Genomic DNA, 12,421 nt, shown 5'->3' on the forward strand with positions numbered 1-12,421 from the left:
CGGCGGGCCCCGAACGACCGAGTCGTTCGGGGCCCGCCGCTTCGGCCCGGGGCCTACTGCACGGTGCAGGAGAAGGCGTGCAGGTACGGGTTGACCGGGGCGACGCCGTCCAGCCGCAGGCCGGCCTCGGTGATCAGGCCGGTCAGGCTGCCGCGGGTGTGCTTGGCGCCGCCGACGTTGAGCAGCAGCAGCAGGTCCATCGCGGTGGTGAACCGCATCGAGGGGGAGTCGTCGACCAGGTTCTCCACGATCACCACCTTGGCGCCGGGGCGGGCCACGTCGCGCAGGTTGCGCAGGGTGCGGCGGGTGGACTCGTCGTCCCACTCCAGGATGTTCTTCACCAGGTACAGGTCGGCCTGCACCGGGATCGCCACCCGGCAGTCGCCCGGCACCAGGCTGGCCCGGTCCGCGAGCGCGCCGCCCGGCAGCAGCCGCGGATCGGCGTGCTCGACCACCTTCGGCAGGTCCAGCAGGGTGCCCCGCAGGTCGGGGTGCCGCTCCAGCAGCTCGGCCACCACCTGGCCCTGGCCGCCGCCGATGTCCGCGACCGAGCTGATGCCGGTCAGGTCGAGGAACCCGGCCAGGTCCTGCGCGGACTGGCGGCTGGACTGGGTCATCGCCCGGTTGAACAGCGCGGCGCTCTCCGGCGCGTCGTCGTGCAGGTACTGGAAGAACTCCTTGCCGAAGGTGTCGCTGAACACGCTGCGGCCGGTGCGCACCGCGTCGTCCAGCCGCGACCAGGACTGCCAGGTCCACGGCTCGGTGCACCACAGCGCGATGTCGCGCAGGCTGCCCGCCTCGTCGGCGCGCAGCAGCCGCGACAGCGGGGTGTGCCGGTAGCGGCCGTCGGCATCCTCGGCGAACACCTCGTAGCAGGCCAGCGCCCGCAGCAGGCGGCGCAGCGGGCCGGGTTCGACGCCCAGCCGCTCGGCGAGCTGCTCGGCGGTGGCGGGCTGCTCGTCGAGCGCGTCGGGCAGCCGCAGGCTGGCGGCGGCGCGGACCGCGCCCGCGCAGGCGGCGCCGAACACCAGCTCGCGCAGCAGCATCGCGGGCGGCACGGACAGCGGAGGTGCGGAGGTGGAGGTCGCGGAGGTCGCGGTGGTGGGGGCGGTCGGAGCGGAGGTCATGGTGCGGCGGCCTTTCGTCGGGGGGCCGTGGGGACGGAGCCTGAAGGGGCGTCAGCAGTGGCCGGAGGGTTCGGAGGTGCGGCAGGCGTTGTCGGTGAAGACGTTGCCGGTGCCCTTGGGGTCGCGGTCGGCGAGGTCGGCGGGCAGGTCGTCGCGCAGCGCGTTGCCGGTGACGGTGGCCCGGGCGTTCGGGGCGCCGACCACGCTCGGGTACAGCACGATGCCGCCCGACATGGGGGAGGCACCGGTGTGGTCGGAGATCTGGTTGCCGGTGACGGTGACGTCCTCGGTGCCGGTCAGCAGGATGCCGGTGCCCTGCACGAAGTCCAGGCGCGGATTGGGCGGGCAGTACCGGTTGTTGGCGCGCACGACGTTGTCCCGGACGGTCAGCGCACCCGCCCGCGGCACGCCGTCGTCGCCGACCACGAACACCCCGCCGCAGTTCCCGGACGCCAGGTTGGCCTGCACCGTCAGGTCGCGGACCCGGCGCAGCTGCAGGCCGATCCGGTTGCCGGTCAGCCGGTTCGCGGACACCTCGGTGCCCAGGGTGTCCAGCGCGCCGCCCTTGCGGTCGTACCAGTTGGCGACGAAGATCCCCGCCTGGCCGTTGTCGCGCGCCTCGTTGTCGGTCAGCACCGTCCGGGTCGACATCTCGACACTGATGCCCTGCAGCCCGTTCTCGCGGGCCACCACCTGGCGCACCGTCAGACCGTCGGTGACGGCCGCGGTGATCCCGTTGTGCGCGAAGCCCGCCACCGCGAGACCCTCCACCAGCACCCCGGACAGGCGGCGCACCGGCGCGCCCTGGGCGTCCGAACTGCCGGACACGCACAGCCCGTTGCCGGCCGCCGCGCACGCGCTCCGATCGGCCGGGTCGGGGACCAGCACGGTGCGGGCGCCCTGCCCGCGCAGCGTCACCCGGTCGGTGGTCAGGGTGACGCTGCCGGGGTAGCTGCCCGCGGCGAGCTCGACCACGTCGCCCGGGCGGGCCGCGTCCACCGCGGCCTGGACCGAGGAACCGGGTGCGACCCGGTGCACGCTCGGCCCGGTCGGTGCGGCCGCCGCGGGGGCGACGGCCAGCAGGGCGGGCACCGTGCAGGCGCAGGACAGCAGAACGGCGGCGAGGCGGGTACGCGGGCGCGCCGGGGCGAAGAGAGCAGTCATCGAAAGGAGCCGGCTTCCAGAAGTCGCGGTCGCGGACGGCGTCGGCGCGCCCGCCGCCTCGAAGCTATGGTCGCGGCCCGGCCGCGGCCAGCCGGGTTCGGACGCACGGGTTGCGGACACCCGCCGACCGGGTGGCAGCGCGACTCAGGGCGCACCCGACGGCCGGAAACAGGTGGCAGGTACCACCCGTACACCCGATCGGGGGGCTCACCGGCCGGGCACCGGGCCGCGACCGGCGGTCCGAACCACACTGGACCCATGGACATGCAGAGTGGACGTATCGCCGAGCAGACCGAAGCCGCGCCGACCGAACTGCGCCCCACCGGCGCCGGCCGGGCCCCCCACCTCCCCGCCGAGCCCTCCTCCGCCGACCACTACCGGACCGAGCGGGAGCGCAGCGAGGAGTACCGCCTCGACCAGGAACTCGAGGAACTCGCCGCACAGGAACCCGCGGTGGCCGCCGACAGCGTCGCGGTCGCCGCCGACGACCCCGCCTGGGACTACGAGGACGTCATCCTCCGCTCCGTCAACTGACCGCTCCGGCCGCCCCGGTACGCTGTGCGCTGACCGACGGGGCGGGGAGAGCGGTAGTGCTGGCGTACGCCGAACTGAGCGAGATCGAACAGCGGGTCTGGGACGGCTTCACGGCCGGCGACCCGGTGGACCTGCGGCCGGACGGCGCGCAGCTGGAGGACCCGCGGGACGGGGTGGCCTGGGGCGCCGAACGCACCGTCCGCGCCGAGGCGCTGCACGCGATGCTCACCGCGGGCGGCAGCGGCGCCCTGCGACTGACCGGCGCGCGGATCACCGGCCGCCTCGACCTCGCCGACACGGCCGTCCCGCACGCCGTCAACCTGCACGGCTGCCACTTCGACCGGCCGGTGGTGCTGCGCGGCGCCCAGCTGCGCTCGACCGGCCTGGTCGGCTGCTGGCTGCCCGGACTGGACGGCTGGCTGCTCCGGGTGGACGGCAACCTGTTCTTCGAGAACTCCGTCATCGACGGCCGGCTCACCCTCACCCGCGCCCACATCACCGGCGAGCTGCGCCTGTCGGGCGTGCAACTGACCGCCCGTGAACTGGTCGGCGTCGACCCCGAGGACCCGGCGGCGCAGCCGGCCGGCGACGTGTGGGCGCTGTGGGCCGGCGGCCTGGTCATGGAGGGCGGCCTGTTCGGCCGGCACGGCCTGCGGGTGCGCGGCGGCCTGCGCCTGGTCGGCGCCCAGCTCGGCGGCGGCCTGTTCCTGGAGGGCGCCGAACTGCACAACCCGTGCGGCGACGCGCTCAGCGGCGAGGACCTCAGCACCGGCACCATGGTGCTCGCCGACGGCTTCCGCGCCCACGGCCCGATCCGGCTGCCCGGCGCGACCGTCCGCAGCCGGCTCTCGCTGCACGACGCCACCCTGGACGGCGGCCGGCGTGGCGACCGCAGCGACCGCGGCGGGGCGGAGGTCGCACTGGACGCTCAGCGCCTGCGGGCCGGCGAACTGCGGCTCACCACCGCGACCACCCCCGTCGGCGCCGTCGACCTGCAGGAGGCGCAGGTCACCGTGCTGCACGACCACGCCCGCAGCTGGCCCGCCGACACCCGCCTCGACGGCTTCACCTACACCTCGATCCACCCCGAGAGCGACGCCAACAGCCTCGCCCACCGCCTCGCCTGGCTGGCCGCACTTCCCGGCTACGCCCCCCAGCCGTACGAGCAACTCGCCACCTGGTACCGGAAGATCGGCCACGACGACGACGCCCGCCGGGTCCTGCTCGCCCGGCAGCGCCGCCGCCGGCGCACCCTGGCGCTGCCCGGCCGGATCTGGGGGCGGCTGCTGGACGCCACCGTCGGCTACGGCTACCGCCCCTGGCAGGCCGGCGTCTGGCTGCTGGTGCTCACGGCCATCGGCACCACCCTGTTCGGCACCGGGCCGCGGCCCGTCCCGTCCGGGCAGGGCACGCCGTTCAACCCGCTGGTGTACACCCTCGACCTGCTGGTGCCGATCGGCGGCTTCGGACAGCGTTCCGGCTGGTACTGGACCGACTACCGGCAGGGCGTCGGCTACCTGCTGATCGCCGCCGGCTGGGTGCTCACCACCGCCGCCGTGGCCGGCGTCACCCGCGCGCTCAACCGGACCTGAGCGGGCGGGTGGGGGTCGGCGGCCGGGCTGACGGGACCTCAGCAGCGGTGCGTCAGTAGCGGTAGGCCTTCACCACGATCGGGATCACGTTCACGTCCTTGCCCTGCCGGGAGAAGGCCACCGGGTTGGCGGTCGCGCCCGGCGCCAGGTTCTCCACGCCGACCACCGTGGAGTCCACCGTCTTGCCCGCGTTGTCGGTGAAGTCGACCTGGACCGCGTAGTTCCGGGTCTCCGCGGTGCTGTTGGTGATGGTCACCACCGCCGCCGTCAGATCGCCCGACACCGAGTTCGGCACACCCGTCAGCGTCACGTCCGTGATCGCGTTGCCCGCGTCCGGCACGTTCTCCAGCACCTGCTTGGCCTTCTCCCGGCCAGCCGCCAGCTGGGCGTTCGCCGAAGCCTCGAACGCCGAGGCGCGGGCCTCCGCCGAGGCCGACGCCGCCGACACCGAGGCCAGCGCCGACTCGTGCGCCGACGCGAACGGGGAGGCCGGTTCGCCGGAGAAGTTCGTCACCTCCGGCGGTCCCACCGTGAACGTCGACATCGCCGCCTGCACCGGGTTCTCGCCCGAGGTGCCGCCGCACGCCGCCAGCGCCGCGAGGCCCGCCGCCGCGGCGCCCGCCGCCAGCGCCACCCGAGCGCCGCGCCCGCCCTTCGGGCCGGGCTGCGACGGGCGCTCCACCGGGCCCTGCCGCACCGGCCTCCGGTCCGAACCGTTCCGCTCCGCGTCTCGCATCGCGCTGCACCTTCCGCTCGCTCGGTCACTCGGTCGTTCGGTCGTGCGGAACCGGCAGACCGCCTCCGCGCCCACGCTCCCATCGTCCGAGCCCGCCCGGGCCCCTGGCCAGCGGCGTTGAGCCATTGGGGCGCTGCGCCATTGGAGCGAGCCCGACGGTCCGTCAGATCCGCGGCGGTGCACGCGAGATACGTATGCAGCCAGGTCGAGTGCGGGCGGACCCGTGCGAGGAGGTCGGAACAGTGGGGGAGCAGGTCGACACGGCAGGGGAGCAGGAGACCGCGCCGCGGATCGTACGGCGGTGGCCGAGTTGGAGCGCGCTGGTGGGCGCGGTGGTGTGCTACTGCCTGTCCTTCACCCCGTCGTTGTTGCCCCGGCCCTGGTACCTGCAGGCCGCCGCCGGGGCGATCACCGCCCTGTTCGGGTACGGGTTCGGGGCGTTCTTCGGCTTCGTCGCGCGGGAGTGCCGGCTGCTGCCCCCGGACCGGGTGCGGCGGGCCGGATGGTGGCTGCTCGCCGTCGCCGGGGGCGGCGCGGTGCTGACGGTCACCGCGTGGAGCGTGCGCTGGCAGGGCGACCTGCGGCGGGCCGTCGGCATGGACCCGCGGATCGGCTGGTGGCAGTGGGCCCTGGTGCTGCCGATCGCCCTGCTGCTCGGCGCCCTGCTGGTGCTGGCCGCCCGCGCCGTGCGGCTCGGCACCCGGTGGGTGCGCGGCATCCTCGGCCGCGCCGTGCCCGGCTGGGCCGCCGCTGCCGGAGCCGCCGCGCTCGCCACCGTGCTGGTGGTCGGCTTCGTCGAGGGCTTCCTGCTGCGCAGCCTGCTCGACCTCGCCGAACGCGGCGCCGCCCTGACGGACCGTTCGACCTCGCCCGGCATCGTCCGGCCGACCCGCAGCACGCTCTCCGGCAGCCCCGACTCGTACGAGAGCTGGGCCAGCCTCGGCGCCAAGGGCCGCGACTTCGTCGGCAGCGCCCCCACGGCCGCCGAGATCAGCGCCTTCACCGGCCACCCCGCACAGGACCCGGTGCGGGCCTACGTCGGACTGCGGTCGGGCGACGGCAGCGGCTTCGCCGAGGGCGCCCGGACCAGTGCCGGACTGAAGGAACGCGCGGGGCGGGCGGTCGCCGAACTGGAGCGGGCCGGCGGATTCGAACGCAAGGTCCTGGTGGTGCTGGGCACCACCGGAAGCGGCTGGGTCAACGAGCGGATCGCCCAACCCGTCGAGTACCTGTACGGCGGCGACAGCGCCGAGGTCGCCTACCAGTACTCGTACCTGCCGAGCTGGATCTCCTTCCTCACCGAGGGCGACGCCACCGACGCCGGGCGGGCGCTGTACGACGCGGTCCGCGCGCACTGGTCGCAGCTGCCCGCGGACCACCGCCCCCGCCTGCTGGTCGCCGGCGAGAGCCTCGGCTCCTACGCCACCGAACGCGCCTTCCCCGGCGGCGTCCCCCAACTGGCCGAGCAGACCGGCGGCGCGCTGCTGGTCGGACCCACCCCCGACAACCCGCTGCGCGCCGAGGTGACGGACCACCGGGAGCCCGGCAGCCCCGTCTGGCGGCCCCTCTACCAGGACGGGCAGACCGTGCGGTTCGCCCAGCGGCCCGGCGACTTCGCGGTCCCGGCCGCGGGGTGGGGCCGCCCCCGGGTGGTCTACCTGCAGAACGGCACCGATCCCGTGGTGTGGTGGGAGCCCACCCTGATCTGGCGCGAACCCGCCTGGCTGAACGGCGAACGCGCCTACGACGTCTCGCCGACCATGCGCTGGTACCCCCTGGTGACGTTCTGGCAGGTCACCTGCGACCTGGCCGCCTCCGAGGCGGTGCCCGAGGGGCACGGGCACCGCTACGGGCTGATGCCCGCCGAGGCGTGGGCCCGGATCGCCCCGCCCGACGGGTGGACCGCGCAGGACACCGACCGACTGGTGGCCTACCTGGCGGACCGCCTCGCCTGACGGGGCGTCACCGGGCGGCCCCGACTACCGGTGGGCGTGGGCCCGGGCGGGGCTGTCGGCGTCGGGGGCGGTGCTGGTGCCGTCGCTGGTGCTGGTGCTGCTGTCGGTGCAGGCGACGGCGGGAGTGGTGGTGGTGCTGGCGCTGGCGGCGTCGGGGGTGCTGCCGGCGGTGCGCCGCAGCAGGCGGTGGGCCAGGACTGCGGCCGCCAGCAGCAGAGCCGCCGACACGCCCGCGGCAACCGTGATGCCGTGCACGAACGCGGTGTTCGCACTGTTCAGCAACTGTTCCGCGAGGCCCTGCGGCAGGGTGGCCGCCGCCTCCTGGGCGCCGCCCAGCGACTGGCCCGCCTGTTCGGCCACCACCGGATCGGTGCCCACCGGGACGGCCAGCGAGCCCGCGTACAGGGCCGTCACGATCGAGCCGACCAGCGCGATGCCCAGCGCCGCACCCAACTCGTACGCCGTCTCCGAGACCGCCGAGGCGGCGCCCGTCTTGTCGGCCGGGGCGGCGCCCAGCACCAGGTCCGAGGCGAGGGTGTACACCACGCCCTCCGCGGTGCCCAGCGCCAGGAACGAGGAGCCGAGCAGCAGGTAGGTGCTGTCCACCCGGACGAAGCCCAGCACGCCGATGCCCGCGCCCATCACGAACAGACTGGCCGTCAGCACCCGGTGGGCTCCCGCCCGACGGACCAGGCGGGCCGTCAGCAGACCGCCCGCCACCGAGCCGACGAAGGCCGGCATCTCGGCGATGCCCGCGTCCAGCGGAGAGTAGCCGCGGACCAGCTGGAGGTACTGCGACATGAAGAAGATCACACCGGACAGGCCGATCAGGCTGATCAGCGAGGACAGCACCGCCGCCGTGAAGCGGGGGTTCCGGAACAGCCGGACCTCCAGCAGCGGCGTCTCCAGCCGCAGCTGACGCCGCACGAACAGCACCAGCGCCGCCGCACCCAGCACGAACACCACCGGAGTGGTCCACTGCTCCACGCCGTGCGCCGCGAACTCCTTGACGCCGAACACCACGCCGATCACACCCGCCATCGACAGCAGCACGCTCAGCATGTCCCAGCGGCCCGGCCGCGGGTCACGGGACTCCGGCAGCAGCCAGGCGCCGAGGACCAGCAGCAGCACCATCACCGGCAGGTTCAGCAGGAACACCGACCCCCACCAGAAGTGCTCCAGCAGCACACCGCCCACCAGCGGGCCGAGCGCCGCACCGGCGGCCGCGCCCGCACCCCAGATGCCGATCGCGGTGGCCCGCTCCCTGGTGTCCGGGAACAGCGTGCGGATCAGCGACAGCGTCGACGGCATGATCGTCGCGCCGGCCACGCCCAGCAGCGCGCGAGCCATGATCAGCCAGCCCGGAGTCGGCGCGTACGCCGCCAGTAGCGAGGCCGCGCCGAACGCCGCCGAGCCCGCCAGCAAAACCCGCTTGCGGCCCAGCCGGTCGCTGAGCGCACCCATCGACACCAACAGGCCGGCCAGTACGAAGGAGTAGACGTCGCCGATCCACAGCAGCTGGGTGCCGGACGGGCGGAGGGTCTCGGTGATCGAAGGGATCGCGAGGGAGAGCACCGTCGCGTCCACCGCCACCAGGGTGACGGCGAGCACGAGGACGCCGAGACCGGTCCAGCGGTGGCCGGACCGGACGACGAGGGTGGAACTCATGGTGTATCAGATCTCCGTAGATCTCCGTAGAGCGCCGCCGAGAAACAACTCGGCGAGCGAGAAAGCGCTTTCGCGCGGTGCGAGCCGGCCTTCCTGGACGGCCCAACCGATGCCGGCCACCAGGTCGAAGAACGCCTCGCTGAGCCAGCCGGCCGAGAGCTCGACGCGGAACACCCCTTCCTGTTGACCGCGCAGGAACAGTGCGCGGACCCGGGCGTCCTGGAGCTCCCAGAGGTCGTTGATCTCCTCGTCGTCGTACAGCTGGTTCTCGCCGGCGAGGAACGCGCAGAGCGCGGCATCCGGCACCACCGCATCCACCAGCCGGCGCAGCGCGGCCTCGGCGTTGCCCTCCTCCACCCGCGCGGTCTCGAGCGCGGCGGCGAACCGGCGCAGGCCGAGGGCGCCCACCTCGCGGATCAGGGCATCGCGCCCCGGGAAGATCCGGTGCAGGGTCGCACGGCTGATGCCGGCGGCGCGGGCGATCTCGTCGAGATGAGCGGTCGGGCGCCGGGAGAGGACGCCCACGGCCGCCTCGAGGACGGCGTCGCGGTCGGTTGCCATGAGAAGAGCATAGCGCAAGTGAGACATTGATGTCTCATTTTGGAGGCAGGGGTATCAGGGTGGGGGGTTGGGGGCGGGTATGACGAAGACCCCGGGCCGGTGGGGGCACGGGGTCTTCGGGGTGCTGGGGTCGCCGTGGGCGGCGGGGCGTCGGCTGCGGTCAGCTCTGGTTGTAGAAGCCGGTCTCGTCGAGCGGGCGGTCGATGACCATGACCTCGACGTCCGCCGGGGTGAGCAGGAACACCCGGCGGGCGATCCGCTCGATGCCGCCGCGGGTGCCGAAGATCAGACCGGAGGCGAAGTCGACCATGCGCTTGGCCTCGGCGTCGTCCATCTCGGTGAGGTCCATGACCACCGGGGTCGCGGCGCGGATGTGCTCGCCCACGGTGCGGGCCGCCTCGAAACCGGTCGGGCGCAGCGAGACGATCTTGGAGGGGCCGATCTGGACGCTCGGCAGCGTGTCCTCGCCCTCCCACGGTTCCTCGTACATCGCGGCCGGGTAGCTTCCGGAAGGCATCAGCCACCCGTTGTGGTGCTCGTCGCGAAGTGCTCCCATTAGCCGCGCCTCCCTGTCTCGTTCCGTACTCGTCCCCCGGGGGGACGACGTGTCGTTTTGACACGTCATCCACTTGTTGGAACTGTCCGAGTATCGCACTGATCACCGCAGATGTGCCCGCTTACGCCCACCGGACGGGTTGTGGCGTGGGGGAAAATCCGCGGTTTTCCGGACATCCGCTATGACGCACATGATCGGTGAACGGTTGCGCGCGACGACCCTATCGGCGGCGATCAGACCTTAGTTGACTGAGTGTCAACAATCATGTAACGGCTTCGGAGCGGGGTGGCGGGTCGGCGCCCGGGGGCGCGCTACTCGCCCGTGGCGCCGTCGATCCGTTCCCGCAGCAGGTCGGCGTGCCCGTTGTGCCGGGCGTACTCCTCGATCATGTGGACCAGGATCCAACGGAGCGTCACCTCGTTGTTCCGCCACTTGCCCTTGCCGACCGTGTCCAGCGACAGGCCCTGAACCGCGGTGCGCGCGAAAGCCACGTCCTCCTCCCAGGCCGCCGTGTCGGCCACCGGGTCGGCGTCGTCCACCAGGTCGAAGTCGCCGTCCGGATGCTTCTCCGACCAGTACCGACCGGCCGGACCGAGATCCTGCCCGGCCAGCACCCGGCGGAACCAGTGGCGCTCCACCTCCGCCATGTGGCGCACCAGGCCGAGCAGGGAGAGCGAGGACGGTGGACAGGAACGCTCGCGGAGCTGATCGGGCGTCAACCCCTCGACCTTGATGGCGAGGGTCGCGCGGTGGAAGTCGAGCCAGGCGCCGAGCATGGTCGCCTCGTCCGAGGCGAAGGGCGGGCTGGTGCGGGTGATGGTGGAGTCCTCGTTCGTCATGCGGACATGGTGGGGGACGGCGAGGCGGGTGGGCGAGCCGTTTTCGGGCCGGTCCTGCTGTGGTAGGAAGGGCCGACCGTCCAACCGTCCAACTGTCCAACCGCCCGAGCGGGTGCGGCGGGCCATGCGGGGGTGGCGGGTGTGGCGGGGAACGGGGACGGGCGGGGTGGGCGCGGGATGACGGGCACGGACGGCGCGGGGGGCCTGCGCAAGGTGATGACGGGGAGTCAGTTGGCGCTCCGGTTCCTGCTGGAGCTGGCCGCGCTGGTGGCACTGGCCGTCGGCGGGTACGGGGTGTGGCGAAGCGGCCCGACGGTGCTGCGCGGCCTGATCGCGGCGGCACTGGTCGCGGTCGCGATCGTGCTGTGGGGCCGGTACGCGGCGCCGCGACGGCCCGTGCGGGACTCGGCGGTGGCCTGGTACGGCGTGCAGGTGCTGATCTGGGGCGGGGCGGTCGCCCTGCTTGCGGCGGCCGGCCATGGCGCCTGGGCGACGGGGCTCGGTGTGTTGATGGTCCTCAACACCGTCGTGCTGCGGTCGCTCGGGGAGTGGTCGCCCGCGATCGAGCGGTAAGCGGTAAGTGGCGGTGGTGGGGAGCGTCGGGTCGTGTTGGGTGGCGGGGGCGGGGCGGGGGCGGGGCGGGGGCGGGGTCGGGGGCGTCGGGGAGCAGGGTCCGTTCGTCAGTTCGAGGGGCTGGGGCGGGCCCGCCAGAGCGACACCGCGCTGAACACGCACATGGCGGCGATCACCGAGGCGGAGACCAGGAACGCGGGCGAGGTGGGGGACCCGGCGCTGGCGCCCGCGATCACGTACGCGGCCGTGGTCGGCACCACGCCGAGCACCGTCCCCGCCAGGTAGGGCCAGAACCGGACACCCGAGAAGGCACACGCGAAGTTGCCCGCCTGGAACGGTGCCCCCGGAAACAGCCGGACCAGCAGCACGCTGCGGAAACCCTGCTCGGACAGCCTCCGGTCGATCTCCGTCAGCACCTTGCCGCGCACCAGCGGGCGCAGCGCCTCACGCCCCAGCGACCGGCCGAGGCCGAACGCGACCACCGCGCCGACCGCCGACCCCGCGACCGCCAGCGGCACCCCCCACAACGAACCGAACAGCAGGCCGATCCCCGCGTTGAGCGCCGGCCGGGGCAGGAACGCCACCGTTCCGAACGCGTACGCCGCCAGGGCGATCGGCATCCGCCACGGACCGGACGCGGCGGACAGCACGGCCGTCGGATCCCAGAGGAGGAGCGAGGCTGCGGCGGCGGCGAGCACCGCCACCAGGGCGCCGAGGCGCAGCAGTGCGCGGCGGTGGCCGGGCCCGGAGTGCTCGGCGGTGGAGGGGCGGGCGTCAGGGTGCGGGGCGTTCGGGTGCTGGTCGGCGGCGTGCGGGCCCGCGGGTTCGGTGGGACCGGTGGGCTCGGCGGGGCCAGGCGGGTCGGCGAGAAGGGGCGCTTCGGCGGGTTCGGGGGCTTCGGCGGGTTCGGCGGGGCCAGGCGGGTCGGCGAGAAGGTGCGCTTCGGCGGGTTCGGGGGCTTCGGCGGGTTCGGGGGCTTCGGTGGGGCCGGGGGATTCGGTGGGGCCGGGGGCTTCGGTGGGGCCCGGGAGGTTGGGGGCTTGGGTGCGGCCGGTGGGATCGGAGGGACCGGCGGTCGGGTGCGGGGCGGACACCCGGGGAGCTTAACCGGCGGTG

The 12,421-nt window shown here is 74.0% G+C and carries 12 protein-coding genes; 4 read left to right on the forward strand and 8 right to left on the reverse strand.

The window, feature by feature from the left end:
* Positions 1-53: 53 nt before the first annotated feature.
* Entirely contained in the window at positions 54-1,127 is a 1,074-nt protein-coding gene (locus BX266_RS33130; RefSeq protein WP_099905977.1) for a methyltransferase, read from the reverse strand.
* A 51-nt stretch (positions 1,128-1,178) separates the two neighbouring features.
* Positions 1,179-2,291: a nitrous oxide reductase family maturation protein NosD gene (locus BX266_RS33135; RefSeq protein ID WP_099905980.1), complete on the reverse strand. Its 1,113-nt coding sequence runs from the start codon at positions 2,289-2,291 to the stop codon at positions 1,179-1,181.
* Positions 2,292-2,549: 258 nt separating this feature from the next.
* On the opposite strand from BX266_RS33135, the gene BX266_RS33140 reads away from it, so the two are divergent.
* Positions 2,550-2,825: a hypothetical protein gene (locus tag BX266_RS33140; protein ID WP_099905982.1), complete on the forward strand. Its 276-nt coding sequence runs from the start codon at positions 2,550-2,552 to the stop codon at positions 2,823-2,825.
* A gap of 56 nt (positions 2,826-2,881) precedes the next feature.
* A complete protein-coding gene (locus tag BX266_RS33145) occupies positions 2,882-4,417 on the forward strand; it encodes an oxidoreductase (RefSeq protein ID WP_099905985.1) in 1,536 nt (511 codons plus the stop codon).
* Between the two features lie 52 nt (positions 4,418-4,469).
* Here BX266_RS33145 and BX266_RS33150 read toward each other — a convergent pair whose 3' ends face one another.
* Positions 4,470-5,153 (reverse strand): hypothetical protein, encoded by a 684-nt coding sequence (locus BX266_RS33150; protein WP_099905990.1) that lies wholly within the window; start codon positions 5,151-5,153, stop codon positions 4,470-4,472.
* Positions 5,154-5,395: 242 nt separating this feature from the next.
* Here BX266_RS33150 and BX266_RS33155 point away from each other — a divergent pair, with 242 nt between their 5' ends.
* Positions 5,396-7,108, forward strand: coding sequence for an alpha/beta-hydrolase family protein (locus BX266_RS33155; RefSeq protein WP_218969293.1), 1,713 nt, complete (start codon positions 5,396-5,398; stop codon positions 7,106-7,108).
* A gap of 24 nt (positions 7,109-7,132) precedes the next feature.
* Here BX266_RS33155 and BX266_RS33160 read toward each other — a convergent pair whose 3' ends face one another.
* The 4 genes from BX266_RS33160 to BX266_RS33175 form a co-directional block, all read right to left on the reverse strand.
* Positions 7,133-8,776, reverse strand: a complete 1,644-nt coding sequence (locus tag BX266_RS33160; protein ID WP_099905998.1) for an MFS transporter — start codon at positions 8,774-8,776, stop codon at positions 7,133-7,135.
* Positions 8,777-8,782: 6 nt separating this feature from the next.
* On the reverse strand, positions 8,783-9,337 hold the full coding sequence (locus BX266_RS33165; RefSeq protein ID WP_220659699.1) for a TetR/AcrR family transcriptional regulator: 555 nt from the start codon (positions 9,335-9,337) through the stop codon (positions 8,783-8,785).
* Positions 9,338-9,497: 160 nt separating this feature from the next.
* Positions 9,498-9,893: a cell division protein SepF gene (locus tag BX266_RS33170; protein WP_180290708.1), complete on the reverse strand. Its 396-nt coding sequence runs from the start codon at positions 9,891-9,893 to the stop codon at positions 9,498-9,500.
* A 311-nt stretch (positions 9,894-10,204) separates the two neighbouring features.
* On the reverse strand, positions 10,205-10,732 hold the full coding sequence (locus BX266_RS33175; RefSeq protein ID WP_099906002.1) for a DinB family protein: 528 nt from the start codon (positions 10,730-10,732) through the stop codon (positions 10,205-10,207).
* 177 nt (positions 10,733-10,909) lie between these two features.
* On the opposite strand from BX266_RS33175, the gene BX266_RS33180 reads away from it, so the two are divergent.
* Positions 10,910-11,305 (forward strand): DUF2568 domain-containing protein, encoded by a 396-nt coding sequence (locus BX266_RS33180; RefSeq protein WP_099906004.1) that lies wholly within the window; start codon positions 10,910-10,912, stop codon positions 11,303-11,305.
* A gap of 107 nt (positions 11,306-11,412) precedes the next feature.
* Here BX266_RS33180 and BX266_RS41000 read toward each other — a convergent pair whose 3' ends face one another.
* Complete coding sequence (locus BX266_RS41000) at positions 11,413-12,399, reverse strand: TVP38/TMEM64 family protein (protein ID WP_310794822.1); 987 nt, start codon at positions 12,397-12,399, stop codon at positions 11,413-11,415.
* Positions 12,400-12,421 lie beyond the last annotated feature (22 nt).

Origin of the sequence: Streptomyces sp. TLI_171 (assembly GCF_003610255.1) — a bacterium.
Lineage (GTDB): Bacteria > Actinomycetota > Actinomycetes > Streptomycetales > Streptomycetaceae > Kitasatospora.